Here is a 26,417-nt window from a genome sequence, read left to right on the forward strand (position 1 = left end):
GACTATTCGTTGTAGCTGTGCCAACGCTGAACTACAACGCAGAACGGCTACGCGGGGACGTCTTCGGCGGTCTCACCGCAGCGGTGGTCATGCTGCCGCTCTCGCTGGCCTTCGGTGTCGCATCGGGTCTCGGCGCCATCGCAGGCCTCTACGGCGCCATCGCCGTCGGCTTGCTGGCGGCGTTGTTCGGCGGCTCCCGAACGCAGATCTCCGGACCCACCGCGCCGCTGTCAGTGGCGATGTCGGTGGTCGTTGTCAACTACGCGGGCGGTGAGATAAGCCGAGCGCTTGCCATCGTGGTGATCGCCGGGCTGGTGCAGGTCTTGCTGGGCCTACTGCGCCTTGGCAGCTTCGTGTCGTACACGCCCTATCCGGTTGTGTCGGGCTTTACCTCCGCGGTCGGGTTGATCATCGTCGTAGTGCAACTGCTGCCGTTGCTGGGTAGCGAGGTCGTGCCCGGCGGAGTGGTGGCCTCCGTCCGCGCTCTGCCAGAGGTCGTGGGGGACATCGGAGTTGGGGCGGTGACGCTCGGCGCTCTCACCATTGGCGTTTGCGTGTTCTGGCCGCAGCGCCTGCGCCGGTTTCTGCCATCGTCGGTGGCAGCGCTGCTCGTCGGCACGCTGTTCAGCGTGCTGTGGATCGATGACGTGGCGATCATCGGCTATGTGCCTTCAGGGCTGCCTGACATCGCGCTGCCCGAGTTCGCTTGGGGTGATCTGGGTGGTGCTGTGGCGCCCGCGGTGACGCTCGCGCTGCTCGGCTCCGTCAACAGCCTGTTGACGGCGATGGTCGCCGACTCGATGACACGCGACCAGCATCGTCCGAATCGTGAGTTGATTGGCGTGGGAGCCGCCAATGTCCTGGCGGCGTTCATCGGAGCCGTACCAGGCGCTGGTGCCACCTCTGGAACGGTTGCGAATGTCAAGGCCGGCGGTCGATCGCGCCTGTCGGGAGCGCTCTGTGCACTGGTGCTGTTGGCTCTGGTGCTGGGCCTGGGACGCTACGCGGAGGTCATCCCGCATCCTGTGCTGGCCGGAATCCTCATCAAGATCGGCTTCGACATCATCGATTGGAAGTACCTGACGCAGGTACGACGGGCGCAGTTGGACCAGTACGGAGTGATGGCGCTGACGTTGGGCCTGTCGGTTGTGGCCGACCTCGTCGTGGCGGTTGGCGCAGGGCTCGTCGCTGCGGCACTGACGAATTCGCGCCAGCTCGAACGTCTCGAGTTCGACAACGTGGTGTCCACTCCCTTGCTCGACATGACGTTCTTGAGCGCTGGGGACGATAGCGACGCACCCGGTTTCGACCTCGATGCTGCGGACCCATTTGCAGCACGGACCGGCCTGCTGTCGCTGCGAGGCATCTACACGGCGGCATCGTCCATCAAGCTGTTCAACACGATCAACGCCGATGTGGCCGAGCACGAGGTGGTGATCTTCGACTTCACCGACACGCGACACATGGACGACAGCGCGACCTACATGGTCGGTCAGCTCGTCGACGTTGCATTGGATTCGGGTGCGAAGTGCATCGTGATGGGCCTCGAGGGATCGCAGGCAACGGGCGTCAAGGAATTGGACGTGCTCCGCGGGGTTCCATCGGATCACTTCGTCGCCGACCTCGATGAGGCCCGAGTGATCGCCCGTCGACTCCTAGGCGGCTAGCGCTAGGCGCTGGCTTTGGATCTGGCCTTTGCGGCACGCCGGGCGGCCACGCTGGCTCGATGTGCAATGGTGCGCTCGATATAGGGCGCGATGTCGGGGGTCTTGCAGCCGGTCTCGCCGTGATCGACGAGCACCGGACCGATCCGGCCGTCCAGGTCGATGACGTGGCGGCGCAGATTCTCATCGCGCAATCCAATGGCGATGAGAACACCGTTCATCTCATGACGAACCCGGTTGGGTCGTTTTGAGATCTCGGATTCGATCTGAACCACCAGATCCCGTAACTCGCCGGCTGACCACACGTCGGACTGCTCGGCTGTGCAGGCCACGATGAACCAGCCGACCGAGGCGGGCCACTCCCGGGGCGAGTCGCGCCATTCGTTGCTGAGTTCCCGAGCGTGCGGTGATTGTGCAAGCAGCCCACCCAGCGCCTCGCCCAGGATGTAGTTGTCGACGTCTCGCAGCCAGCGACGCGCCCTCGTCTTGGTCATCTCCGCGGCGTCGGCGATGCGCAGTGCCAGCACGCGGGCGTCGTGGTTGCCGGTCTCCCACAGCTCGGCTGCCAGCGAGTGGTCCTTCATCAATGGCTTGCCGATGCGGCCCAGTTCGGAGTAGCTGACGCCGAACATGGGCGCGGCGGCACCATGGCGCGCATAGACCTTGCGGTTCTGCGCCGTGCCGGCGAGCTGCAACCGGGCCATCACATCTTGCAGCGTTGACATTTGTCCATGCCCCTCAGGAATCGTCGCTCGACCCCACGGCCGACGGAAAGCTACTGCTGCCTGCATCCGACCGCACCTGCGCAACTCCTAGGGTTCAGGATCGTGCGAAGGCTGGGCGTTCGACGCGGCAGGCAGCCGACTGCAACCGTTGTGTTCGCGAGCGCTTCGGTCGTGGTCTTCGCCCTGACTCACAACTTGGCCCGGATCGTGCCGTCCGCACGGGGCTCGCTGCGTCCCTCCGCTCTTGACGGTTACAGCCTTTGGGGGCCGTATGTAGCTGAGTGGGGGGAATGGTGGAGGATCGTCACCGGCACGTTCCTGCATGCCGACCTGCGGCACTTGCTGTTCAACATGCTGGTGCTGTACCTGCTGGGTCGGCGGCTTGAACGCTTCATCGGCCCGGCTCTGCTGGCCGGCACCTACGTTGTGTCGCTCATCGGCGGCTCGGCAGGTGCGCTGTTGCTTCGACCCGACGCGGTCGTGGTCGGGGCATCCGGCGCGGTGTACGGCCTGATGGGTGCCGCCTACGTGGTGGAGTACCTGCGCGGCGGCAACCCGTGGCGGGACGGGTTGGGCAGCCTCATCATCGTCAACGTGGTCATCTCGTTCCTCATTCCCGGCATCTCCATCGGCGGTCACATGGGCGGACTTGTGGCCGGAGTCCTTGCCGGCTTGGCGATCGGCGACACCAGCCGGCGCCGAGGTCCGCCGACGCTGGCCGAACGGCTCTCGGGGGAGGTCGTCGACATGGCGCTGCGCCGTTCGCCCTATGTCGTGTGGGGCTTGCTGACGGCGATCGGGACAGCAGCATTCGTGGGGGCGCTGGTGGCCGCAGGCACTTGGCGCAATCCGCTCTTCTAGCGACGCCGCAGCGCCTTCGCCCGGTCAGGGAACGACGTCACCCAGCATCTGATCGGACTCCCGGTTGATGACGATCGCTGCAACCACGGCCACGATGCCTGCCACCTCGCGCACGCTCGGTACCTGCGATAGCCACACCAGCCCGATCAAGGTTGCAGCGACGGGAAGCAAAGCCTGCAGCAGGGCGAACCGTGCTCGCGCCAGTCGCTGCATCACGAGCTGGTCGATGCCGTAGGGGATCACGTTCGATAGCACCCCCGCCGCAACGCCGCCTGCCAGCAGGAGCGGAGCGCCTAATGCCGAGCCGAGGTCGCCGGCACCTGCTGGGCTGATCACCACGGCACCGATCAGCATGCCCACGCCGAGGCCGTCGACTGCCATGCCTGAACGCGCAACCCGGTGTCCGAGCACGATGTATCCGGCCCACAGCGCCCCTGCGATCAGTGAGAACAGCGCCCCCAGCTGCGCCTCTGGCGCCGCGAAACCCGCCAGGGTCACAACGCCAGCAACGGCTAGCACCAGCGCCGACGTTGATCGGGCAGTCCTGGTGCCGATGACCGCGACAGCGATCGGCCCGATGAACTCGATAGCCACCGAGTTCCCCAGCGGGCCGCGGGCGATGGCGAGGTAGAAGAACAGATTCATCGACGCCAGTGCCACTCCGAATGCAGCGGTCCAGGCCAGTTCGATGCGTGACCAGTGCCGTCGCCACGAACGGCGCAACACCACCAGCACGGCGCCCGCGCCCGCAACACGCAGTAGCGCAACCGTCATGGGCGATAGCTCGTCGAACAACTCGACGGCCGTTGCCGCGCCGAGGTACTGCGACACCGCGCCGACGGCGAACAGCGCCTCGGGCGAGACTCTGCGGGCCCATGAGCGGCCGCCCCCAGTGCCAGACACGCCGTATGGCTAGCAGGCTCATTCGACCCACCGGCGGCTGAAGTGCGCCCGGCTTGATGTTCCCTCACATCTGCGCATTACTTATGCGGTAGGTCCAGTACATGTTCGTGAATTTGCAGCAATTTCAGATGCAAGATGGTCCGATTGCGACCTAGCAGTGATCTAGGGTCAGATGTGACGCATCCAGCTTGGTAATCGATGTCGGCACGAGTACACGGTGCCGACGGCTATCCGACTGAGTGCGCCATAGGCACGAGGCCGCTGGTGCAGGTGCGCCCGGCCAACTCAACGGGGAGGAATGCGCATGCAACGAAAGCTATTGACCCTCTTGACTCTGCTGTTCTCGATGGCGCTCATTGCGGCAGCGTGCGGCGAAGACCGACCTGAGGAAGGCGCGCTTGGCGTCGTCGAAGTCGAGGAAGGCGACGCAATCCAGATCCGGTCGCTCGAGGCCATTACCGGCGATGTCGCGTTCTTCGGCTTGCCGATCGAACGCTCGACGGTCTTGGCCATCGAGGACTACGGCCAGATCCACGGCTTCGACGTGGACCTAGGAACGACGCTCGACGACCTATGTTCCAACGACGGCGGCCAGGCGGCGGCGCAGACCATCGTCGCTGACGAAGATGTCCTCGGCGTGATCGGCACCTCTTGCTCGGGTGCGGCGGTCGCTGCAGCACCGCTCATCACTGAGGCCGGCATGGTCCTGATTTCGGGCGGCAACACCTCGCCTGCCCTGACCTCGGACTTGGCGGGCACCGCGGGCGCGAACTACAACGTCGGCTACTACCGGACGGCCCACAACGACCTGTTCCAGGGTGCCGCCATGGCGAAGTTCGTCTTCGGCGAACTCGGGCTGACCACGGCTGCCGCAATCCATGACGGCGACCCGTACACCCAAGGCCTCGCGCAGGCGTTTGCTGACGCGTTCGAGGCAGAGGGCGGCACGGTGACTGGGTTCACGGCGGTCAACAAGGACGACACCGACATGGTGCCGGTACTGACCGAGATTGCCGCCGGGAGTCCCGAGGCGCTGTTCTTCCCGATCTTCCAGCCGGCCGGTGACTTCATCGCCGACCAGGCGCCGGGAGTCTCGGGTCTCGAGAACACCGTCCTGCTCGCGGCTGACGGCCTGCTGAACACGAACTACCTGGCGCTGCCGCAGACCGCGGGAATGTACTTCTCGGGTCCGGACACTCGCTTTGGTGACAACGTGAATCAGAGCACGGACAAGACCGCCAACGACTTCCTCGCCACGTACGAGGAGCGGTGGGGTGAGAAGCCGGCGGCTCCGTTCTGGGCGCATGGCTACGACGCCACCACGCTGCTGCTGGACGCGATCACGGCGGCCTCGTTCCTCGACGGCGACACACTGGTCGTCGACCGCCAAGGCATTCGCGACCACCTGAACAGCGTCACGGGTTACAGCGGCCTGATCGGCACGATCAACTGCGACGAGTTCGGTGATTGCGGCGCTGCCCGCATCACGGTCGTCCAGAACATCGGCGGCGAGGACAACGTAGAAGCCAGCATGGAGAACGTCATGTTCTCCTTCGCTCCTTGAGCCGGATGGGCGAGGTACTAGCCCAAACACGTCCGGCCCTCTAAGGTCAATTCGGTGTTAGAAGAAGGGGCGCCCCCAAGTGGGGCGCCCCGTCACCGGACTGTCCGTTTCAGATTCAGAGCGCCGCGTACCAAGGTCGACTGGTTCCTCACCGTCATCCGTGTGGGGGTGCTGGCGGTTCTCCTCGTCGGCTTCCTGGCGTTCATCGCCCAGGAGATCAACCCTGACAACCCGTTCGCCCGCTGGGCGAACCCCGACGCCACCGGTTTGACCGGGGCGCAATTCCGGGGGCTGGTGGTATCGGGTGTTGCGCAGGGGTCGATGTACGGCCTGATCGCCCTCGGCTACTCGATGGTCTACGGCGTGCTGGGCTTCATCAACTTCGCCCACGGCGAGGTGTTCATGGTCGGCGCGATGACTGGCATGATCACCTCGAACAAGCTTGCTGACGCAGGTCTGTGGGAGTCCAACTTCATCGGCTCACTGGTGTTCATCGTCATCGTGTCGATCATCGTGTCGACGCTCACGGCGGTGGTCATGGAGCGCGTCGCATACCGGCCGCTGCGCGGCTCACCCCGGTTGATCCCGCTCATCACGTCCATCGGCGTGTCGTTCTTCCTCCAGAACGCCTCGGTGGTCCTGCTGGGCCCCGCCAGCAAGTCCTACCCCGATGTGCCGGCTTGGGTGAAGGCCAAGCACACCTTCTTGCAGGTCGAGGGCGGCAAGATTCTCGTGGTGGTCGTCGCAGCCCTGTCGATGACGGCCCTGTGGTACTACGTCGACCGCACCAAGACCGGCAAGGCGATGCGGGCCGTGGCCGAGGACGCCGAGATAGCGGCACTCATGGGCATCAACGTCAACCGCACCATCGTCAAGGTGTTCGCAGTGGGCGGAGCGATGGCGGGGATGGCCGGGATCCTGTGGGGGATCCTGTTCCGCAGCGTCATTCACACCACCGGCTTCCTGCCCGGCATCAAGGCATTCAGTGCTGCGGTGGTCGGCGGGATCGGGCATCTGGGCGGCGCGATGGCCGGTGGGCTCTCGATCGGAGTGGCCGAATCTGTAGGGCCGCTGTTGATCCTGGAGCCGTTGGGCGTGAGCGGCGTTTCCCAGCTGCGTGACGCCGTGGCGTTCTCGATGCTCATCATCGTGCTGCTGGTGCGGCCAGCAGGTTTGTTCGGCGAGCGTCTGCCAGGGGAGGACCGAACGTGAGCGCACTGACGGCCCCCGATGCGGCGACTCCCGATACGACCGCGGCCTCCGCGGCGGCGCCTCCCCGCCCTGTTTTCGCGCAGGACTGGCGCCGCATCGGACGGATGGGTGCTGTGGCTGTCCTCGGGCAGTTCTTCATCTCGCTGTCCAACATGCCGGTGCGGCTCGACGGCAGGACGATCATCGAGGGCTTGTTGAGCCTCGGCTACCTGTCGCTGGTCATCGTGCCGTTCGCAGTCGGGACTCGCGTCGGTCATCAAGTCCGTCGAGAGGGCGTTCCTTATCACGCAGCCGGCGCGCACGAAGTCGTCGGCGGCGCTGTCATTGGCGCGCTCGCGGGCGGCGGCCTGTCGCTGCTTGCGATCCTGATTGCCAACTTCGACATACGCGAGCCGCTCGTCAATTGGAGCCCGATCCTGGCCGATCTGCTGGCCTTCGGCCGGGGCACGGCATTTGCCGTCGTGATCTGGCTGATCATCGGCGCAGCGATCGGCGCGGCGGGCGGGCTCCTGCGGGTCGTGCCGGCGGTTGCTCGGCGGGTCCTGTGGACAATGGTGCTCGCCGTCTTTGGAGCAGCGGTACTCGAGGCGCTGGTCGAGGACCTCGCCGAGGGTATGCACATCGACTCGGTGACGGACTGGTTCTACGCATCCAGGGGTGGCCTGACCATCACGGGAGCGGTGGTCCTCGCTGCGGGGTCCGGCGCTCTCGCGTTCGTCGGGCGCGGCCGGGTGCGCCGGGCACGAGCTCGTGTCGAGATGCTCGAAGGTGCGGCACGCAGTAAGGCGAACCTCGTGCTGATTCTGGCAACCGCTGCGGTGCTGATCGTCCTGCCGATGTTTGCCGGCAAGCTCACCAACGAGTTGCTGGCCAACGTGGGGCTCTTCGTGCTTCTGGCGCTCGGGCTCAACATCGTGGTCGGGCTCGCGGGAATCCTCGACCTCGGCTATGTGGCGTTCTTCGCTGTCGGCAGCTACAGCGCCGCAGTGCTGACCGCGGCGACATCTCCCAGAATCCACCCCGAGCTGCCGTGGTTCGTGGCCCTCATCGGCGTTGTAGTCCTGACGGGCCTGGTCGGGTTGTTCATCGGGGCGCCGGTCATCCGCATGCGCGGCGACTACCTCGCCATCGTGACGCTGGGTTTCGGCGAGATCATCCGCCTGCTGTTCCTGTCGGACTGGCTCTCAGGATGGTTCGGAGGCTCGCAGGGCATCACCAACATTCCCGGGGCAGAGATCTTCGGCCTGGCCGAAGTGTCGGGCACCGATCCCCGCAGCGTGTTCTACCTCGTGCTCGCGTTCTGTGCGATCGCGATCTACGTGTCGTGGCGCCTGGAGCGCTCGCGCATCGGTCGGGCGTGGATGGCCGTGCGCGAGGACGAGACCGTGGCTGAGGCCATGGGCATCAACACGGTCAACGTCAAGCTGCTGGCATTCGTGGTGGGCGCGGTGCTCGGTTCGTTCAGCGGGGCGATCTTCTCCGCCAAGGTGGGCTCGGTCTTTCCCGCCAGCTTCCTGATCCTCGTTTCCATCGTCATCTTGGTGGTGGTGATCTTTGGCGGGATGGGCAACATCGTTGGCGTCATCGCCGGCTCGGCCGTCCTCATCGGTGTGCTCGGCGGGCCCAAGCAGCCCGGTCTGCTGGCCGAGTTCTCCGAATTCAAGCTCTTGATCTATGGCGCCTTGCTGGTGTGGATGATGTTGGCGCGGCCCGAGGGCCTCATCCCGAGCGTGCGCCGTACCCGAGAGTTGCATCAAGAAGAGATGGCCCAGGACGCCTGGCTGCGAGGCCAGACAGAAGACGACGACCACGGCAACGAGGCTGACGCCAGTCGACGGGCAGAGGAGCCTGCGTGAGCGCGGCGACACAAACTGATGCTCCGGCGGCGGAACCGATCCTCGAGATACGAGGGCTCAGCGTCGACTTCGGCGGCCTCAAGGCGCTCGCGGGATTGGACCTGGCTGTGTACCCGGGCGAGATCGTCTCGGTCATCGGTCCGAACGGCGCGGGCAAGACCACGCTGTTCAACGCGATCAGTGCCACTGTGCCGGCCTCAGAGGGCGACATCCTGTTCGAGGGGCAGTCGCTGATCGGGCTGGATCCCAACCGGGTCACGTCGCGCGGCATCGCCAGGACGTTCCAGAACGTGCGGCTGTTCGCCAACATGACGGTGCTCGAGAACGTCATGGTCTCCCAGCACTGCCGGACCGGCCAGAGCGTTGTGGGGGCGCTGCTGTGGACAAAGGCCTTCCGTCGCGAGGAGGAAGAGATTCGCCGGCGCGGCGAAGAGGTGTTGTCGTTCTTCGGTCATCGACTCGTGGGCTACCGCTTCGACCAGCCCGCCTTCACCCTTTCGTACGCCAACCGTCGCCGCTTAGAGATCGCCCGTGCGATGGCCACGCAACCCAAGCTGATCCTGCTTGACGAGCCCGTGGCGGGTATGAACCCCACTGAGTCGGCCGAGCTCACCGGCCTGATCGGGCGACTGCGTGATGAGTGGGGGTACGCGATCGTTGTGATCGAGCACGATATGGAAGTGGTCCGGGAAGTCTCCGACCGTGTCGTCGTGCTTGACCACGGAGAGAAGATCGCCGAGGGCGACTACGCCGACGTGTCGGTTGATCCACAAGTCATTGAGGCCTACCTGGGCCATGGCGCGGCGGCCTCATGAGCAGGTTGCGCGCCGCGAGCGGAAAAAGGGCGTCTAGGCCATGAGCGCGCAAGGGTCGGACCTGACCGTTCCGCTCCTTGAAATGCGTCAGGTGAATGCTCACTACGGCGCAGTGCACGCGTTGCGCGACGTCGACTTGGCCATCTACGAGGGCGAGTTGGTGTGCTTGCTCGGCGGCAACGCCAGCGGCAAGTCGACGACGCTGAAGACGCTGCTGGGAATGCTGAAGCCCACATCGGGAGAAGTGGTGCTCGACGGCGAGGTCGTGAACGACCGGCCGACCAGCTACCGGGTCGCCCGCGGCGTGACGATGGTTCCGGAGAACCGGAGGCTGTTCAAGCGGCTGACCGTGCGGGAGAATCTGCAACTGGGCGCGTACCTGCGCAACGACAGCGACGGCATAGCGGCCGATCTGGAGCGTGTCTTCGAATTGTTCCCCCGCGTGAAGGAGCGTCTCGGCCAGAACGCCGGAACGCTGTCGGGCGGCGAGCAGCAGATGGTGGCCATTGGCCGGGCGCTCATGTCCCAGCCGCGGGTGCTGCTGATGGACGAGCCCTCGATGGGGCTTGCACCCGCACTGGTGCAGCAGAACTTCGAGCTGATCGCCCAGATTCACGAAGCCGGCATGACGGTGTTCATGGTCGAGCAGAACGCCAACATGGCGCTCTCGATCGCCGACCGGGGCTGGGTGCTGCAAACCGGCCGAGTCGTACTCGACGACACCGCAGAGGCGCTCCTGGCGAACCCAGCCCTGCGCACGTCCTATCTGGGCGGTGGCAAGGACGGCACACCGTCCGGAGACTCGGCATAGAAGCGTCGCTGCTAGGACTTTGCCCGTGAGCGAGGCACCCCAGGCGGCCGTTACCGGAATCCTGCACCCGGGGACCATGGGCGTGACCGTTGGAGCTGCGTGCTCGGGCACCGTGCTGTGGGCCAGCGAGGGCCGTTCCGACGCCACTCGCCAGCGGGCAGCCGGCGCTGGTCTCGTTGACGTGGGCGACCTCGCATCGATGGTCGCCGCCGCAGACATGGTGATCTCGGTCTGCCCGCCCCATGGGGCCGAGGCACTGGCTGACACCGTGGCCGATACGGGCTTCGCAGGCTGCTACGTGGACGCGAACGCAGTGTCGCCCACGACGGCCCGGAAGATCGGAGCGCTCTTCGAGGACTTCGTCGACGGCAGCCTGATCGGTCCACCGGCGACGAAGCCCGGCACAACCCGGCTCTATCTGTCGGGCTCTCACGCTGACCGTGTAGCCGCCCACTTCCAGGGTTCCGCACTGGAGCCTCGCGTCCTGCAGGGAGGCGAAACGGGCGCCGCATCGGCGTTGAAGATGGCCTACGCCTCGTGGACCAAGGGCACCAGCGCCCTGTTGATGTCGGTGGCGGCACTCGCTGCGGCTGAGGGCGTGGCTGATGAGCTGTCTGCCGAGTGGGCGCTGTCGCAGAGCGGCTTGTCACAGCGACTGTCGTACACCGCAATCGCAGTGGGTCCCAAAGCGTGGCGCTGGACGGGTGAGATGGACGAGATCGCAGACGCGTTCGCTGCGGCAGGCCTCCCCGACGGCTTCCACCGTGCCGCGAGCGAGGTGTTCGAGCGTCTTGGGGTCTTCAAGGAGGCCCGAGGGGGCTCCGTCGAGCGAATGATCGCGGCCCTGCTGGGCTCAGCAGCGACGTCGACGGACGGCGACGAGCAGGCCTAGTTCTGCAGCGGCAGAACGGCGTTGGCGACGCCCTCGAGTTCTTCGAACCAGTCCTCGGGCTCACCGACCAGGATCGGCACGAATTTGGATGCGCCCACCTCGATGAAGCGCTGCAGTTGGTCCCTCAGGCCGTCCCAACCGGTCGGGATGATCTCGCCGGGGTCGATGCCGGGGGCACGCCGTTCGAGGATTGCCTTGTATCCGGTGCTCATCTCGCCTTGTGTGTAGGGGACGAGGACGCCGAAGTGCTCAGGGTCTATCCAGCGCTCGTTTTCGTCGGCGGCCTCGTTCACGATCTTCCAGCCAGCGGCCGCGATGTCGGGCGTGCAGAACGACGGCAGCCATCCGTCGCCGAAGCGCCCGCAGCGGCGTAGCTCGACCTCCGCCGCTCCGCCCAGCCAGATGTCCATGGGCTTCTGGGCCGGCTTGGGTGCCAGCGTCACGTCGTCGTAGTGGTACCAGTCACCGTGGTGAGTGACGGGCTCGTCCTCCCAGAAGCGCTTCAGCAGCGGCAGGGCCTCGTTGAACATCTTCGCCCGCTGGCGGCGCTCGACGCCGAATGCAGCCTGCTCGTGGACATCGGCCACCCCCAGGCCGAACGCAGGCAGCAGGCGGCCGTCGGACAGCCGGTCGAGGCTGGCGAGCTCTTTGGCCAGCACGGTGAGGTTGCGACCGGGCAGTACGAGCACTGACATGCCGAACTTCATGCGCTTGGTGCGGCCTGCTGCATATGCGAGGCCCACGATCGGGTCGGGGCACTCGCCGCCGAGCCGTTCGCTCAGCCACAGCGAGTCGAAGCCCAAGTCCTCCAGCGCGTCCACGAACGGGTCGAAGGTGGCGTGGTCGTTCGTGAAGCTGCGCGTGCCCAGCCCGAAACCGATCCGGATCTTCATGGCATCCACGCTAGGGCACTATGCCCGTGTCAGGCCGTGCCACTTTCTATTCGCACCTCATCGGGCCGTACGCTCAGGCACTGGAGTCCCACCCCAGCGCCAGAACAGGAATGTCGATGAGTGAGACCGCAGCGAACGGGCAGATCGACCTGACCTCGCCGTTCCGGCTGGATGGGCAGGTGTGCCTGGTGACGGGCGCATCGAGCGGCTTCGGCGTGCGGTTCGCTGAGGTGTTCGCGGCAGCGGGGGCCAAGGTGGTGGTGGCTGCCCGGCGAGCGGACCGGCTTGAAGCGCTGGCCTCGCAGCTGCCAGACGCGCTGGCGATCTCCTGCGATGTCGGCGACGACGACGCCTGCCGCGATCTTGTCGCACGGACCGTTGACCACTACGGGCAGGTCGACGTACTGGTCAACAACGCCGGTGTGAGCGATGCCATCAACCCTGGAGAACAGGCCGACGTCGAGAGCTTCCGGCACGTCGTCGACATCAACCTGAACGCGTGCTTCCTGCTGGCCGGGCTCGCCGCCGCCGACATCATCGGCCGGGAGGCCACCGGCAGCATCATCAACGTGGCCTCGGTGCACGGCCACGTGGCATCGGCCCCGAACCTGCAGCCCGCTTACGCGGCATCCAAGGCGGGCCTGGTCAATCTCACTCGCGACCTTGCCGTGCAATGGGCCACTCGGGGCGTGCGGGTCAACGCTTTATGCCCTGGCTACTTCGAGACTGAGCTGACGGCGCCGATGTTCGATGACGACCGTTCGATGGCCTGGATCAGCCGCAACTCCCCGATGCGGCGACCCGGCGCGCCGCACGAGCTCGACGGTGCGCTGCTGTTCCTGGCCAGTGACGCCAGCAGCTACGTCACGGGCAGTTCGCTGATGGTGGACGGGGGCTGGACCGCCCGATGACCTTCACGCCCCGAGGGGGCCCGCGACGCTGGAGCGCACCTTGAGCTGGCTGGACATGTCGAGACTGCGAGTCGGGGCGGCCGCATTGGTCGCAGCATTCGGCGGCGGCATGTGGTGGGCATCGGGCCGCCGCCGGCGTACGTGGCGCACCGATGCGCTGACCGGCGTTGCCACACGCGAAGGGGCGCTTCGTCACCTGCGTTCTGAGTTGGTTCGCTCGGCGCGTACCGGCCGGGTGGTGGGTGTGGCGTTCTGCGACGTCGATGCTTTCAAACTTGTGAACGACCAGCATGGCCATCTCGCCGGCGATCTCGTGCTCGTCACGGTTGCGCAGTGCATCCGTGACGCAGTGCGACCCTCCGATGTCGTGGCCCGTGTGGGCGGGGACGAATTCGTGGTCGTGTGCGGCGGCCTGCGCAGCTCCGACGACATGGGGGTCGTCACCGAGCGCCTGCATGCGGCGCTGGACTGCGCCTCCGCAGGGGGCGACGCCTCCAACCCGCTGCACGAGATGAGTGTCACCGTCAGCATCGGCAGCGCAACTGGCCGCGGCGGCGACGCGACGCCCGGGGCCTTGCTTCACGCAGCCGACCGGTCGATGTATCGCCAGAAGGGCCGGTGGCCCTGAACCTCGGTCTGGTCGCTTGGGCTAGCTGAGGGCTGGAGTGCCTTCGAAGCTGCCCGGATCTTCAGCAGTCGGCAGAACCGGCCGAGCTCGCCAGTCCATGACCTCTTCCACGCCGTTGATCACCGTCAACCATTCGTCGGCGTCCCAGCCCTGGGCCGAGCCGAGCACGCTGGCGTCCTGGGCAAGGTGCACGAGAGCCGGCACACGCTCAAGGCCGAGCGAACGCACGAACTCGCGGTCGGGGTCCAGCAGTACGAGATGCTCGTCGGCGAAGCGGCCCAGGAAGCTGCGAGCGCCCTCCGCATCGCTGCACACCACGAACGCGCAGCGGACGTCGGCTTCCTCATAGACCAAGAACAGCCGCGACGCAGTGGGCAGGATCCAACCGCTCTGGTGCGTGAAGGGATCGATGACGACGGCCAACAGGTTGAACACCACCAGCCATTCACCCAGCGTGTGGCCGTGGCCGCTGAGTGTCTCAAGCTTGATGTCGGCAGATGCGCCAGCTTGCACGGCAGGCAAACTACCGCGCCCGCCCGGCTTGGCCACGGTTCGCGTGGCCGAACGAACGACTTGCCGGAATTCAGATCGCCGGACGGAGCAGTTCGGCTGCGAGGGGACAATCGGCGCGCTGCCAGTCTGACGCAGGCTCGACGCCTTCAGGGCCGACGACGTGGCTGAACAGGCCGAGCGGCACGACCTCCTCATCGCATTCCCACGGTTCCTCAGCGACGGCGCTTGCGGCTGCCTCGAAGAACTGCCGCGGCAGCGCCCGACCCATTCCGATCGCGCACCAGACCTGCACGCCCGAGACGTACCCGACCGCAGCCGCTGCGTGCGAACCGCTCGCGGCGATGACCGCGTCGGGCCCGGCAGCGGCAGCTTCGGTGACGATCACATCGGCGGTGGAGCATGCGGCGGCCAATCCCGCGAGCGGAACATCGGTGACATCACAGCCACGCCCGGCCAATCGCCGCGCCAAGCCGGCTCCTTCGCCGTAGGCGTCAATGATCCGTATGGTCACGTCGGATCGTCGCCCGAGCCCTTCGGCGGCAAGGTCGGGCCAGCCCAGCAGGCACACCGCGGCATTGGCGGGCAGAGCGTCGGCTGCATGGTCGGCGGTGGCATCGGCACGCAGCTCGGACGCGAACTCACGTGCAGCCCGGTACGGCTGTGCAGATGCGCACACCCGGGCCGCCATCGACCACAGCGCCCCCGCAATCGGGTACTTGTCCAGAATGCGTCGGCACACCGTGACCAGCTCCAACGGGTCAGACGACAGCGCGCCCAGCGCCGAAGCCGTCTCGCGCACCAGCACGTCCTGGGACAGGTCGCCCGCCCGTGCGACGTAGCGCAGGTGCTCGATGGGGTGCACGCGCCGAAGCTATCCCGTGCTCGCCCGGCGCCCTTCGCGAGCCGCTGCTGTCACAGCATTTTCTGGTTGCAGAAATGCCGTTCTTGTCGGCTCGATTGCACTGAGAACGGTCGTGACGCTTCTGTTGGCAGAAATGTTCGCTGAGCGAGCAAAATTGCACACAGAACGTCGTCAGGACGTTGTCAGGCGTTTTGGGTTTGCAGACGGCGCGCGATCACCTTGAGGCACAGCGTCTCGTCGGCGCCCTCGAAGATCGACAGCACCCGGGCATCGACGAACAGCCGGCTCACCGTGTATTCCTCGGCGAAGCCGAACCCGCCGTGGATCTGCTGGGCCTCGCGGGTCACCCATTCGGCGGCCTTGCAGACGTACGCCTTGATCATGGAGGCCTCGAGCGCACCGCCGCCTCGCGCCATCATGCGCGCCACTTCGTGGCTGTACTGGCGGGCTGCCGCGATGATCGCGGACATGCGGCCCAGCTTTGCCTGGGTCAATTGGTACTCGGCAATCGGCTGGCCGAACACCCGGCGCTCGTCTGCATAGGAGCGGGCTTCGTCGTAGGCGGCCTGCATCACGCCGACCGCACGCGCTGCAGTCTGCAGCCGTCCGTTCTCGAACCCGGCCATCTGCAGGTAGAAGCCCTGCCCGATGCCGTCATCGCCGCCGATGAGGTTCTCTGCGGGCACGAACCAGTCGTCGAAGGCGATCTCGAAGCTGTGCATGCCGCGGTAGCCGAGCGTGGCGATGGCTCGGCCCTCGATGGTGCCGCCGCGCTCGTCGATGAATTGGAACGAGTGGCCTTCCGCCTGGGGCTTCGGCACGATGAACAGGCTGAGCCCCCGGTGCGCCTTGCGCCGGTCGGGATCGGTGCGGGCCAGCAGCATCAGCACGTCGGCCCTGCCGGCAAAGGTGCACCACGTCTTGGTGCCCGAGATGAGCCATCCGCCCTCAGTCGGGCTTGCCGAGACAACCAGGTTGGCAACGTCGCTGCCGTAGTCGGGCTCGGTCACGGCAACCGCAACCATGGTCTCGCCCGTGGCGATCTGGGGGAACCAGTGCTTCTTCTGCCCTTCGGTGCCGCCGCGTTCCAGCGCCCGGGTCAGGATTTCGGGCCGGGTGATGAGCGAGCCGCCTGCGCCGAGCGAGGCCCGCGACAGCTCCTCGGTGGCGATGACCATGCCCAGATAGTCGCTCTCGGCACCTGAGGCGAACCCGCCGTATTCCTCGGGCACCGACAGGCCGAAGCAGCCCAGCTCGGCGAGACCCGAGATGATGTCTTCAGGAATGTCAGTGTCACCGCGGTGGATGTGCTCGGCGGCCGGTGCGATCTTGTCCTCGCCGAAGCGGCGGAACGTCTCCGCTACGAGTTCGAAGTCCTCGTCGAGATGGCTGGGCGCATCGAGGCCGGCCATGGTGGCCACGTAGGCCGGGTTGCGGTAGGCGGCCACGAAATCGCGTGTGGCATCCAATGCGCCCGGCTCGAGGCCCCATTGGTCTTCGCGAGCGAATAGCCGGGCGTGAAACTCACCGAGAGCATCGGCGATGAACCCGCAGGCGAGTCGCGCTTCTGCGTCGCCCAGTGCGCCCCAGTCGAGCAGGGACTCGCAGATGCGCATGGCCGACGCCGTGTGCGCCAGGTCGTACAGGAAGCACTGGTGATCATCGCCGAGGCCGACCGCGTGCTCGGTGGCGCGGCTTACTGCCCCGACGCCTGCCGTCAGCGCGTCGGCTGCCGCCTTCAGATCCGGTTTGGCAGATCCCGCATTCGTCCCAGCGTCTGTCCCCGTTGTGGTCACAGCCGCACAGGCTAAAGCCCGCTTCCCCAAGCGACCCGGCCGTCGACCCTGGTAAGCGGGGGTCCGCCGAGACTTTGTGCAATTTTGCCGCCTCAGGCGGCAAAATTGCACAAAGAAGGTCTGACGCTTCGAAAGCGTGACGCATCTGTCAGCCCGGCCAGCGGGGGCCGTGCGCCGTACGATGACTCGACCCTTGCAACAGCGACACATAGCGGAGGCTCACGTGACCGTCCATGACCGCCCGTTCGGGCGCTACTTCGAGGACTTCGAGATCGGCGACGTGTACCGGCATTGGCCGGGCAAGACCATCACCGAGGCCGACGATCACCTCTTCTGCATGATCACCATGAACCACCACCCGTTGCACACCAACGAGTGGTTCGCCCAGCACGAGACCGTGCACGGGAAGAACGTGGTGGTCGGCAACCTCGTCTATTCGCTGGTGCTGGGCATGAGCGTGCCCGACGTCAGCGGCGCTGCCATCGCCAACCTCGAAGTCGAGACGCTCACGCACTCGCGCCCAACCTTCCACGGCGACACCATCTTTGCCGTCACCAAGGTGCTGGACAAGCGGGAGTCAAGTTCACGGCCCGACCGGGGCGTGGTGACCGTCGAGACCCGGGCGTTCAACCAGCGGTCCGAAGAGGTCTGCTACTTCCGGCGCAAGGTCATGATCTGGAAGCGAGATGCATCGCCCGAGCGACGTTTCCCCTACAGCGACGAGGCCGCCGTCGGGGAGGCCTGACCGCTTGCGCCACGCCGAGCTGATTGCGCGTGGCTTGCGCCACGCCGAGCTGAGCCGGTGGTGGGCAGCCGAGCGGCGGGGCCTGCCGTGGCGGCGCACCCGCGATCCGTGGCTGGTGCTGGTCTCGGAGGTCATGCTGCAGCAGACCCAGGTTGAGCGGGTTCTGCCCTACTACGAGACATTTGCCGAGCGCTGGCCCACGCCGCAGCATTGTGCCGAGGCGGCCTTGTCCGATGTGCTGGCGGCATGGCAAGGACTGGGCTATCCCCGCCGTGCTCGCAACCTGTGGCGGACGGCGACGCTCATCAGCGAGCGACATGGCGGCACGGTGCCCGCCGGGCTGGACGACTTGCTGGCTCTGCCCGGTGTCGGCCCCTACACGGCCCGGGCCGTGCAGGCATTTGCCTTCGGCATCGACACCGGAGTCGTCGACACGAACGTGGGTCGCATCCTCGCCCGCTGGGCGGGTCAACGGCTCAGCCCAACCCAGGCGCAGCAGATGGCCGACGAGCTGGTGCCGGCGGGCGAGGGCTGGTCGTGGAACCAGGTGATGATGGATTTGGGCAACCGGATCTGCACCAAGCGAACGCCACGCTGCGGCGACTGCCCGGTACGGAAGTGGTGCGCATGGGCGGGTTCAAACGGGCCTGACCCGGCTGATCGCAGTGCTGGTGTCAGCACTCGCCAGGCGCCGTACGAGGGCAGCGACCGGCAGGCCCGGGGACGCTTGCTCGCTGCGCTGTCAGAGCGCGAAGTCGCCCGCGCGCAGGGACCGGTTGCGATGCGTCTCGAACGCGACAAAGCCCGTGCGCAACGGCTCGTTGATGAATTGATCGCCGAAGGCTTGATCACCGCAGACGGCGAACAGCTCCGGCTGGGATGACTATGCCGCCACGCTGTGCTTGTCGGGCTTGTCGCTCACGAAGCGACAAGTTGCTCGATGAGCTCGTCGAAGGCCTTGTCGGCGATGGCGACCATCTCGTCGTCGGTGCGGTCCTGGATGGGATGCTCCACCCACACCGCAGCAGGGTCGAAGCCGAGGGCCTTGCCCTGCACCTCGGCACCGTCGACGAATTGGACGGTGGCGACGAAGACGGACGGAATGCCGCGGCGTTCCAGATCAGCGATGTCGTGCACACTGCACGACGTGCAGCTGCCTCAATCGGCTAGCGCTTCGATCACCACGTCGCACTGGGTGGCGATCTCGTGGCGCAGGTCGACCGGCGCCGGCTTGGTGAACGTGGGCTTGGAGTAGCGCTCGACCCGCAGGCCACGCTCGGTCAGCCGTTCCTCCAGCCGGTTCAGAAACCGGTCGCCGCGTGGCTTGCTGATGTCCAGCAGGCCGACGGTGAGGCCATCCAGCGAGCCGGGCCGCGCCACGCGTTCACGGTGCGCAGGTGCCGCCTCGTTGGTGGGGTCCAAAACGACAGTGCTCATGTGGTCTCCCCTGTGTGGATCCGGTGGGCACGTCCCGATCGACTGTAGTCGCCCAGGGCCTGAGCGGTCCGTGAGCGTAGCGAACAAGAGCGGGTAGCCCAGGGCCTGAGCGGTCCGTGAGCGTAGCGAACAAGAGCGGGTAGCGCAGGGCCTGAGCGGTCCGTGAGCGTAGCGAACAAGAGCGGGTAGCCCAGGGCCCGAACTTCCCCGGGGACGAGTGGCGTTGCTAGCGCCACGGATCGATCTCGACACACACGGGTTGGGATCCCACATCGCCGTTCACCCAACCGCCGATGACCGCCGAGAACAGGCCAGCACCGCCACCGCAGTGCACGAGGTGCAGGCCTCCCTCACGGAACTTGGAGAGGTCCGTCTCGGCCAGGAACTCGGGGACTCCCTCGGCGATGCCGCCCGCGCCGCGCACCAATTCGGCGCCGGGACGGGTCGTCAGCTCGTTGATGCGCAGGGCCGTCTGCTGGCGGGACCAGCCGCTGTCGATGAAGACACGGGAGTGGTCGGGTGCCACCGCCAGGATTGCATCGAAGCCCAGCACGAGCTTGGGGTGGTGGATCGCATTCAGCGCGGCCGCCATCGTGCGCGCCAGCGATTCGGGATCGCGTGACATCTGGTCGACGACTGAGCGGGGCGCTTCGCCGGGGAAGGCCGTCACCGTGTTCGCTCCGGTTTCGAAGCCGAAGTCTGTGCACAGCGGATCCCAGCCGGTGCCGGCATCGCCGTCGCCGGAGCCGGGCGCAGTCTCGATGCCGCCTTCGATTTCAGCGAAGCAGAAGCCCACCTTGCCGGGTTGGCCCAGCGCTGCCCGGTCAACCTCGCCGGGCCGGCCCCCGCCGACGTTTCGCACGATCAGCTGCACCGCCCGGCCGATGGTGCTGTTGGCCCGGTTGCCCTGACCGAAGACGTTGATGCCGCTGTTCATGCCGATCTGGCGCGCAATGGGGCCGTTGACGATGAACACAGGCCCTACCGGCATGGTGGTGGCCAGCATTCCGTGCATGTTGAACGTGTCGTTGCAGACAGCAGTCAGCGCTGCGAGCACAACCGGGAAGTGCTCAGGTCGGCAGCCAGCCATGACTGCGTTGACGGCAGCCTTTTCGACTGTGCAGTCGGCGAGATCCGGTGCGACGTTGGCGACCAGGTCGTCGGGAGCACGTGATGTCCCCGCGAGCATCGCTGCAACCCGTTCGGCAGTCGGGGGCACCAGCGGCAGGCCGTCCGACCAGCCCCGATCGAACATCGCCTCGTGGATGTCTTCCTGGCTGCCGAACTCGACGCGGCGAGCGCTCAGGCCCGAGCTGCCGAATCGTGCTTCGAGAGCGTCAGCATGGGCTGGATCCACCGACAGCGAGCCGCATCCGGGGTGAAATTCGGGCAGCCCTTCGCCCAAGCTGTCGAGGCCGGTGAACGACTCCCACTCGGATCGCATCCAGCCGACAATTCGACCGGCCTCGTCGCCGTCGGCGAAGCGCATCAGCGTCGGGACGGTCTCGATGTCGTGATGCCATGAGAACCCGAGATCGGCGTCGTGCACCTTGGCTGCGACAGCCTCGGGGAAGGCAGGATCGTCCTGGGTGAACACGGTCAGCGAACCCCGGGCTTCGATGTCTGCAAGCACCGGCGCGACCAGCTCGCACGTCGGGCAGTCCCACTTCACCACGGCCACTAGGCCATCGTGTGGCAAGTCCGCCGCCGCCGTGTTGGCCGTGTTCCCGTCAGCGCTCGAAGTCATGGCCGGAGGCTACATAGGGCTGTATGGGGCCGACCGGGTGCTGCGGGCACCATCGAGACGGGGAAACGGCACCGATGGCGTGTCTAGGGTTGCAGCCGTGACTGACGCGAGCGACCAGCCGACCATCGATTCCGGGCTCTTCCGCAGCGTGCTTGGGCACTTCCCGACCGGTGTGACCGCCGTGACCGCCGACAACGAGGGCCGTCCCGTCGGCATGGCCATCGGCTCGTTCACGTCGGTGTCGCTGGATCCGCCGCTCGTGGCATTCCTGCCCACCAAGGACTCGACGTCATGGGCCGACATCCGGGCGGCTGGCTCGTTCTGCGTGAACATCATGGCCCAGGACCAGATGGCCACCTGCGGCGTCATGGCCAGCCGGGCCGACGACAAGTTCGTCGACGTGGAGTGGCGGCCGGGACCGACAGGCGCACCGATTATCGACGGCTCGATCGCCTACATCGACTGCACCATCGAGGCGGTCTACGACGGGGGGGACCACGACATCGTGGTGGGACGTGTCGTGGAGCTCGATGTGCTCGACGCCAAGGACCCCCTGCTCTTCTGGAAGGGTGGCTACGGCACCTTTGCCTGACGGCGGGGCGGCGTGGCCCGGTGATCGGGCGACCAGGTGATCGGCACCGTCGCCCGGGTAGCGCTGGGCGTGCTGTTCCTGGCGTCGGGGGCGCTGAAGCTGCGTGATCCTTCGTGGCCTGGCGCCGCCCGAGCGATGGGTGCGCCCCGCTGGTCGGTGTCGCTCATCGCTCCAATTGAGATCGTGTTGGGAGCGGGCTTGGCGGCAGGGCTGGCCGAGCCGTGGCCCGCGTGGCTGGCGCTGGCGTTGTTGGCGGCCTTCAGCGCGGCGTTGGCGCGGGTGCTGAGGCGTCCGCTTGACGACCGACCCGTGTGCGCCTGCTTCGGTCGCTGGTCTGCGAAGCCGGTGGGCGCCGGCTCGCTGTTGCGAAACGGCGTGCTCGCCGCGCTCGCCGTCGTGGCCCTCGCTTAGAAGCCGCGCATACCGGCAGCAATTTTGCGCAGCGAGATGGTTGGCGTCGGACTTTGTGCAGAAATGCCGCTGCAGGCAGCAAACTTGCGCAGAGAATCCGCGACCTCTGCTCCGCCAAGCCGTGACCTATCTGCGTTGCCCGTAGCTCCGCCTACGCCACGTCGAGCACGTCGCAGATGAAGGCCAGAATGAACGCCTCGTCACGCCAGGCGTTGTAGCGACCTGACGGGCCGCCGTGGCCGGCGCCCATCTCGGTGCGCAGCAGGATCGGCTTGGTCGACGTCGTCGTGTCGCGGAGCTTGGCGATCCACTTGGCAGGCTCCCAGTACTGGACCCGCGGGTCGTTGAGCCCAGCGGTCACCAGCAGCGCCGGATGGTCGACGGCTTCCACGTTCTCGTAGGGCGCGTACGAGCGAATCGTCTCGAACGCCGCCGGCTCGGCGGGGTCGCCCCACTCGTCGTACTCGGTGACCGTGAGCGGGATGTCGGGGTCGAGCATCGTGTTCAGCACGTCCACGAACGGCACTTCGGCAACCACGCCGCAGAACAACTCCGGCCGGCGGTTCACCATGGCACCCATCAGCAATCCGCCAGCGCTGCCTCCCCGGGCAGCGATCCGTGCGGGGTCGGCCCAATTGGCTGCTGCGAGATGCTCAGCGCACGCAGCAAAATCATCGAACGTGTTCGACTTCTTGGCCAGCTTGCCGCCTTCGTACCAGGGGCGGCCGAGCTCGCCGCCGCCGCGAACATGGGCGATCGCGAATAGAACTCCCCGGTCGAGCAGCGACAACCGCGCCGTCGAGAACGACGCCGGCATCGGCATTTCGTACGCGCCATAGCCGTACAACAGGCACGGCGCAGGCCAACCGATGGCGCTCGGCTTCCACACCACGCTGATGGGGACTTCGGTGCCGTCGGGAGCTGTCGTCCTGATGCGCTCGGTCTGGTACGCCGTCAGGTCGACGTCGCCCAGCACCGGGAGCTGATCCAGCAGTTCTCGCTCATGGTTGTCGAGGTCCAGTTCGAAGATCGACGGAGGCGTCACCATCGACGTGTAGCCGAAGCGGTACCGCTTGGTCTGGTACTCGGCGTTCGAGCCGCCACCTGCCTCGTAGACGGGTTCGGGCATCTCGATCTCGAACCCCGGGCCCAGCGGGGACCCGTCGCCTGCGGAGCGGGTGTCGTGGACGTGCATCGACACCAGTCCGTCTTTGCGCTCGTGGACGACAGCGAAGTCGGCGAAGCAGTCCACGCCGTCGAGGCGGACCCCAGGCCGAGCACCGATGAGCTCCCGCCACAGACGTGAGTCGGTCCCGTCTCCAGTCGGAAGCGGCGCTTCCATGAGTCGGAAGTCTTCGGCGCCGTCATTGGTGACGATGAGCAGGCGATCGCCCTGGTGGTCGACGCCGTATTCGACGCCGTGGCAGCGCGCCTGCACAAGCAGCAGCCCCGAAGTCGGATCGTCGGCGTCGAGCAGACGATGCTCGGAGGTGGTCTTCGACTCGCACCCGATCCCGATGTACCGCTCGCTGCGGGAGGCTCCGACACCGACCCAGAACCGCTCGTCGTCCTCCCGGTAGATCTCGACATCATCGGCCGGGTCGGTGCCGACGACGTGGCGGATCACACGGTTCGGACGCTGGGCGTCGTCGGTGCGCACGACGAACATGGTCGAGTTGTCGTTCGCCCAGATCAAGCCGTAGCTGAGGTCTGCCAGCCCGCAGCCCTCTGTGGGCATACCGGGCGCATCGAGAACGCGACCGCTGGCGATCTCGAAGACCGTCAGCGAGTACTTCTCGTCGCCGTCGGTGTCGGTGGTGTAGGCGAGCAGCCGATGATCGGGGCTGACTGCCAGATCGCCGACAGCGAAGTAGTCGTGCCCGTCGGCCAGCTCGTTCTCGTCGAGCAGCACGGTTTCCTGCTCGTCATTCCCGCCTCTGGGCCGCCGAACGTGGATGCCGTACTGGAGACCTGAGACAGTGCGAGCCCGGTACTCCCACTGGTCCTTCGGCGTCGGCAGCGACTGGTGGGTCTCTTTGATCCGCGACTTGATCTCTTCGAAGAGGGCCTCGCGCAGATCGGCCAGGTGCTCGGTGGCTGCCGCTGTATAGACGTTCTCGGCTTCCAGGTACTCCCGCACCATCGGGTCGTCGCGGTCTGCCAGCCAGTGCCACAGATCGTCGGTATCGGTGCCGTGCACTCGCCGGACGTGCGGCCGCTTTGGTGCCACAGGAGGCTGCGCCATGGAGTGCGCACCGTACCGGGCATAGCGCTCGCGCCGTCGTTCGGGGCGGGTGGTGCGCAGCCATCGCTGCACCTAGCGTTGCACCGTGCCTATCTACGCGCTTGGCGACTACGTGCCCGACATTCACCCTGACGCCTTCGTGATGCCTGAGGCGATCATTATCGGTAGAGTCACGATTGGCCCCGAGGCCTCGATCTGGTCGGGTGCGGTGCTGCGCGGCGACGACAACGACATCGTCGTGGGCGCTGGCACCTCGGTGCAGGACAACGCCGTGCTGCACGTCACCGAGGAGTGGTCCACGACGGTGGGGGAGCGCTGCACGATCGGACACTTGGCGCACATCGAGGGTGGCGTAGTGCATGACGAGGCGCTGATCGGCACCGGGGCGATCGTGCTGCACGATGCCGAGATCGGCGAGCGGGCGCTGGTGGGCGCCGGGGCCGTCGTGCCGGGCGGCATGAAGGTCCCGCCGGGCGCCATCGCGGTTGGAACGCCAGCCAAGATCCGCGAGCACCCCGACACCGCTTCGCTGATCCTGCCGGGCGTGCAGAACTACCTCGACCGCCGGGTCCGCTACATGGGCGAACTCCACCGCATCGACTGATCCAGCGACCGGCTGCGTTATTCCTCGCTCAACAGCGTTTCGACCTCTTGGGCGAGGGTCGGCAGGCTCTTTTCCGCGACGTCCCAAACGAGGCGGTCGTCGACATCGGTGTACTGGTGGATCAGCACATTGCGGAATGCGATGATGCGCCTGTGTGCGGTGATGCGAGCAGCAGCCGAATCGTCGCTCCGCGCAAGCCGTGTCATTGCTTCGCCGATGATCTCGAACTGTCGCTCGACCGCGGAGCGCAACATGGCATCGGCGAGATAGTCGGCGAGGGACTTGCCGCTGGTGAATTCCATGAGCGATTGCGTGGCCCGCCGTATGTCGTCGAGGTACTTGCGGCTCTCAAGCCTCATATACGGCGGTCCTGGTCTCCTCGATTGCCTTGAGGAAGTAGGGGTTCTTGATCGTTGAGTGGACTACCAAGTCGACTGCCCTTCCGAAGAGGTCTTCAAGGGCCTCCAGAAGTCCGAAGTACGTGTCGGCATAGTTGTCCAAGGCGGCAGGCCGAAAATCGACGATGAAATCCAGATCGCTGCGGCTGGGGTCGAATGTCCCCTGGGCGGCCGATCCGAACAGCTCGAGACGCTGAACGTTGAAGCGTTTGCACAGGCGCTCAACCTCGTCGGCTTGTTCCGCCACGGTGTTGATCACGCTTGTCCGCCCCCGTCGCGCTCCACTTTGACACGGTATCCCGTCTGCTGGGATTGACCGCCGACCTGCTCACGACCAGAACGCGCGGCATGGCGCGGCAGTAGCGTCGCAGTCCATGAGCATGGGAAGCATCGACTTGGGACGTATCGGCATCTGGACGGGGGTGCTCGACGCGTTGCCGTCCGCGCAAGGTGTGGAATTTGTCGCCGAAGCGGAGGAACTTGGCTACGGCGCGTTCTGGGTCCCCGAGGCGGTCGGGCGTGATCCCTTCGTAGCGGCCGCCCGCCTGCTGGAGGGCACCAGCACCATCAAGATCGCCACCGGCATTGCCAACATCTACGCCCGTGACCCCATGACGATGGCGAACACGCTGCGCACCATCGACGAGGCCTTCCCAGGGCGCTTCCTGCTGGGCCTCGGCGTCAGCCACCACCACCTGGTGGAGTACATCCGCAAGCACGACTACTCCCGGCCGCTGAGCTACATGCGCGAGTACCTCGAGCGCATGAACAAGGCCCGCTTCATGGCCCACGGCCCTCAAGACTTGCCCGAGATCGTGCTGGCGGCCCTCGGCCCGAAGATGCTGGAGCTCTCAGCCACGGCAACCGCCGGCGCCCACCCCTACTTCGTGCCGCCCGAGCACACCGCGGTGGCTCGCGAGACCATGGGTCCCGAAGCAGCGCTCTATCCCGAGCAGATGGCGATTCTGGACACCAACGCCGAGTCGGCCCGGACCTTGGCCCGCAAGAACATGGCCATCTACTTGGGCTTGCCGAACTACGCCAACAACCTGCTGCGGCTGGGTTTCACCCAGGCCGACATCAACGGCGGCCCCTACGGGGGACCGTCAGACAAGCTGGTCGATGCCATCGTGGTCTGGGGCACCGAGCAAGACGTCAAGGCCCGTGTGGATGCCCACTTCGATGCCGGCGCAGATCACGTCTGCGTGCAGGTTCTGGCCCCAAATCCTGAGGCTGCATTCGACGGCTGGCGCCGCCTCGCCCCCGCTCTGCTGAGCTGAGGTCTTGCCGCCGACCGGTGCACTCGGACCCGGCGGCGAGCGGCGTTAGGCT

27 protein-coding genes are annotated in these 26,417 nt (G+C 66.3%); 16 read left to right on the forward strand and 11 right to left on the reverse strand.

All coding sequences use genetic code 11. The features are described from left to right. Positions 1–17: 17 nt before the first annotated feature. On the forward strand, positions 18–1,667 hold the full coding sequence (locus ACOCMM_RS05735; RefSeq protein WP_419552227.1) for a SulP family inorganic anion transporter: 1,650 nt from the start codon (positions 18–20) through the stop codon (positions 1,665–1,667). A 2-nt stretch (positions 1,668–1,669) separates the two neighbouring features. Here the strand turns inward: ACOCMM_RS05735 and ACOCMM_RS05740 are convergent, their stop codons facing one another. Further along, entirely contained in the window at positions 1,670–2,389 is a 720-nt protein-coding gene (locus tag ACOCMM_RS05740) for a DNA alkylation repair protein (protein WP_419552228.1), read from the reverse strand. A gap of 102 nt (positions 2,390–2,491) precedes the next feature. Between ACOCMM_RS05740 and ACOCMM_RS05745 the strand changes: the two genes are divergently transcribed. Then, entirely contained in the window at positions 2,492–3,250 is a 759-nt protein-coding gene (locus ACOCMM_RS05745) for a rhomboid family intramembrane serine protease (RefSeq protein WP_419552229.1), read from the forward strand. Positions 3,251–3,274: 24 nt separating this feature from the next. Here ACOCMM_RS05745 and ACOCMM_RS05750 read toward each other — a convergent pair whose 3' ends face one another. Beyond that, positions 3,275–4,153, reverse strand: coding sequence for an EamA family transporter (locus ACOCMM_RS05750; protein ID WP_419552230.1), 879 nt, complete (start codon positions 4,151–4,153; stop codon positions 3,275–3,277). Positions 4,154–4,457: 304 nt separating this feature from the next. Between ACOCMM_RS05750 and ACOCMM_RS05755 the strand changes: the two genes are divergently transcribed. The 6 genes from ACOCMM_RS05755 to ACOCMM_RS05780 are packed head-to-tail and all read left to right on the forward strand — an operon-like array spanning position 4,458 to position 11,303. Next, positions 4,458–5,717: a branched-chain amino acid ABC transporter substrate-binding protein gene (locus ACOCMM_RS05755; protein ID WP_419552231.1), complete on the forward strand. Its 1,260-nt coding sequence runs from the start codon at positions 4,458–4,460 to the stop codon at positions 5,715–5,717. A 54-nt stretch (positions 5,718–5,771) separates the two neighbouring features. Beyond that, the gene (locus ACOCMM_RS05760) at positions 5,772–6,929 is read left to right on the forward strand and encodes a branched-chain amino acid ABC transporter permease (RefSeq protein ID WP_419552232.1); all 1,158 of its coding nucleotides are present in this window, start codon (positions 5,772–5,774) and stop codon (positions 6,927–6,929) included. Further along, a complete protein-coding gene (locus ACOCMM_RS05765; protein ID WP_419552233.1) occupies positions 6,926–8,785 on the forward strand; it encodes a branched-chain amino acid ABC transporter permease in 1,860 nt (619 codons plus the stop codon). Before ACOCMM_RS05760 ends, ACOCMM_RS05765 begins: the two co-directional genes overlap by 4 nt. Then, positions 8,782–9,600, forward strand: a complete 819-nt coding sequence (locus ACOCMM_RS05770) for an ABC transporter ATP-binding protein (protein WP_419552234.1) — start codon at positions 8,782–8,784, stop codon at positions 9,598–9,600. The genes ACOCMM_RS05765 and ACOCMM_RS05770 overlap by 4 nt, the downstream gene beginning before the upstream one ends. 40 nt (positions 9,601–9,640) lie before the next feature. Next, complete coding sequence (locus tag ACOCMM_RS05775) at positions 9,641–10,411, forward strand: ABC transporter ATP-binding protein (protein ID WP_419552235.1); 771 nt, start codon at positions 9,641–9,643, stop codon at positions 10,409–10,411. 25 nt (positions 10,412–10,436) lie between these two features. Next, positions 10,437–11,303, forward strand: coding sequence for a DUF1932 domain-containing protein (locus ACOCMM_RS05780; RefSeq protein WP_419552236.1), 867 nt, complete (start codon positions 10,437–10,439; stop codon positions 11,301–11,303). Here ACOCMM_RS05780 and ACOCMM_RS05785 read toward each other — a convergent pair. Continuing rightward, positions 11,300–12,196 (reverse strand): LLM class flavin-dependent oxidoreductase, encoded by an 897-nt coding sequence (locus ACOCMM_RS05785; RefSeq protein WP_419552237.1) that lies wholly within the window; start codon positions 12,194–12,196, stop codon positions 11,300–11,302. The genes ACOCMM_RS05780 and ACOCMM_RS05785 overlap by 4 nt on opposite strands. Before the next feature lie 116 nt (positions 12,197–12,312). Here ACOCMM_RS05785 and ACOCMM_RS05790 point away from each other — a divergent pair, with 116 nt between their 5' ends. Continuing rightward, a complete protein-coding gene (locus ACOCMM_RS05790) occupies positions 12,313–13,107 on the forward strand; it encodes an SDR family NAD(P)-dependent oxidoreductase (RefSeq protein WP_419552238.1) in 795 nt (264 codons plus the stop codon). A 55-nt stretch (positions 13,108–13,162) separates the two neighbouring features. Further along, on the forward strand, positions 13,163–13,735 hold the full coding sequence (locus ACOCMM_RS05795; protein ID WP_419552239.1) for a GGDEF domain-containing protein: 573 nt from the start codon (positions 13,163–13,165) through the stop codon (positions 13,733–13,735). A 21-nt stretch (positions 13,736–13,756) separates the two neighbouring features. Here the strand turns inward: ACOCMM_RS05795 and ACOCMM_RS05800 are convergent, their stop codons facing one another. The 3 genes from ACOCMM_RS05800 to ACOCMM_RS05810 all read right to left on the reverse strand — a co-directional run bounded on the left by ACOCMM_RS05800 (position 13,757) and on the right by ACOCMM_RS05810 (position 16,906). After that, the gene (locus tag ACOCMM_RS05800) at positions 13,757–14,248 is read right to left on the reverse strand and encodes a hypothetical protein (protein WP_419552240.1); all 492 of its coding nucleotides are present in this window, start codon (positions 14,246–14,248) and stop codon (positions 13,757–13,759) included. A gap of 70 nt (positions 14,249–14,318) precedes the next feature. Continuing rightward, on the reverse strand, positions 14,319–15,110 hold the full coding sequence (locus ACOCMM_RS05805; protein WP_419552241.1) for a hypothetical protein: 792 nt from the start codon (positions 15,108–15,110) through the stop codon (positions 14,319–14,321). Between the two features lie 182 nt (positions 15,111–15,292). Next, a complete protein-coding gene (locus ACOCMM_RS05810; RefSeq protein WP_419552242.1) occupies positions 15,293–16,906 on the reverse strand; it encodes an acyl-CoA dehydrogenase family protein in 1,614 nt (537 codons plus the stop codon). A 223-nt stretch (positions 16,907–17,129) separates the two neighbouring features. Here ACOCMM_RS05810 and ACOCMM_RS05815 point away from each other — a divergent pair, with 223 nt between their 5' ends. Together ACOCMM_RS05815 and ACOCMM_RS05820 are read left to right on the forward strand one after the other, a co-directional pair. After that, the gene (locus ACOCMM_RS05815; protein WP_419552243.1) at positions 17,130–17,651 is read left to right on the forward strand and encodes a MaoC family dehydratase; all 522 of its coding nucleotides are present in this window, start codon (positions 17,130–17,132) and stop codon (positions 17,649–17,651) included. A gap of 4 nt (positions 17,652–17,655) precedes the next feature. Then, positions 17,656–18,534, forward strand: coding sequence for an A/G-specific adenine glycosylase (locus ACOCMM_RS05820; RefSeq protein ID WP_419552244.1), 879 nt, complete (start codon positions 17,656–17,658; stop codon positions 18,532–18,534). A 35-nt stretch (positions 18,535–18,569) separates the two neighbouring features. On the opposite strand, the gene ACOCMM_RS05825 is transcribed toward ACOCMM_RS05820, so the two are convergent. Next, positions 18,570–19,088, reverse strand: coding sequence for a UGSC family (seleno)protein (locus ACOCMM_RS05825; RefSeq protein ID WP_419552245.1), 519 nt, complete (start codon positions 19,086–19,088; stop codon positions 18,570–18,572). Between the two features lie 226 nt (positions 19,089–19,314). After that, complete coding sequence (locus tag ACOCMM_RS05830; protein ID WP_419552246.1) at positions 19,315–20,835, reverse strand: thioredoxin family protein; 1,521 nt, start codon at positions 20,833–20,835, stop codon at positions 19,315–19,317. 97 nt (positions 20,836–20,932) lie between these two features. Between ACOCMM_RS05830 and ACOCMM_RS05835 the strand changes: the two genes are divergently transcribed. Together ACOCMM_RS05835 and ACOCMM_RS05840 are read left to right on the forward strand one after the other, a co-directional pair. Next, positions 20,933–21,427: a flavin reductase family protein gene (locus ACOCMM_RS05835; protein WP_419552247.1), complete on the forward strand. Its 495-nt coding sequence runs from the start codon at positions 20,933–20,935 to the stop codon at positions 21,425–21,427. A 36-nt stretch (positions 21,428–21,463) separates the two neighbouring features. Further along, on the forward strand, positions 21,464–21,838 hold the full coding sequence (locus tag ACOCMM_RS05840; protein ID WP_419552248.1) for a MauE/DoxX family redox-associated membrane protein: 375 nt from the start codon (positions 21,464–21,466) through the stop codon (positions 21,836–21,838). A gap of 151 nt (positions 21,839–21,989) precedes the next feature. On the opposite strand, the gene ACOCMM_RS05845 is transcribed toward ACOCMM_RS05840, so the two are convergent. Then, complete coding sequence (locus ACOCMM_RS05845) at positions 21,990–24,083, reverse strand: S9 family peptidase (RefSeq protein ID WP_419552249.1); 2,094 nt, start codon at positions 24,081–24,083, stop codon at positions 21,990–21,992. Positions 24,084–24,168: 85 nt separating this feature from the next. On the opposite strand from ACOCMM_RS05845, the gene ACOCMM_RS05850 reads away from it, so the two are divergent. Continuing rightward, positions 24,169–24,687 carry a gamma carbonic anhydrase family protein gene (locus ACOCMM_RS05850; protein WP_419552250.1) on the forward strand — a complete coding sequence of 173 codons (519 nt, stop codon included), beginning with the start codon at positions 24,169–24,171 and terminating at the stop codon, positions 24,685–24,687. A 17-nt stretch (positions 24,688–24,704) separates the two neighbouring features. Here ACOCMM_RS05850 and ACOCMM_RS05855 read toward each other — a convergent pair whose 3' ends face one another. Both ACOCMM_RS05855 and ACOCMM_RS05860 read right to left on the reverse strand, forming a co-directional pair. After that, a complete protein-coding gene (locus ACOCMM_RS05855) occupies positions 24,705–25,046 on the reverse strand; it encodes a DUF86 domain-containing protein (protein WP_419552251.1) in 342 nt (113 codons plus the stop codon). Next, a complete protein-coding gene (locus tag ACOCMM_RS05860) occupies positions 25,036–25,344 on the reverse strand; it encodes a nucleotidyltransferase family protein (RefSeq protein ID WP_419552252.1) in 309 nt (102 codons plus the stop codon). Before ACOCMM_RS05860 ends, ACOCMM_RS05855 begins: the two co-directional genes overlap by 11 nt. A 115-nt stretch (positions 25,345–25,459) precedes the next feature. On the opposite strand from ACOCMM_RS05860, the gene ACOCMM_RS05865 reads away from it, so the two are divergent. Further along, positions 25,460–26,365, forward strand: coding sequence for an LLM class F420-dependent oxidoreductase (locus tag ACOCMM_RS05865; RefSeq protein WP_419552253.1), 906 nt, complete (start codon positions 25,460–25,462; stop codon positions 26,363–26,365). Positions 26,366–26,417 lie beyond the last annotated feature (52 nt).

The sequence above is a fragment of the Candidatus Poriferisodalis sp. genome (genome assembly GCF_965198245.1).
GTDB lineage: Bacteria > Actinomycetota > Acidimicrobiia > Acidimicrobiales > Poriferisodalaceae > Poriferisodalis.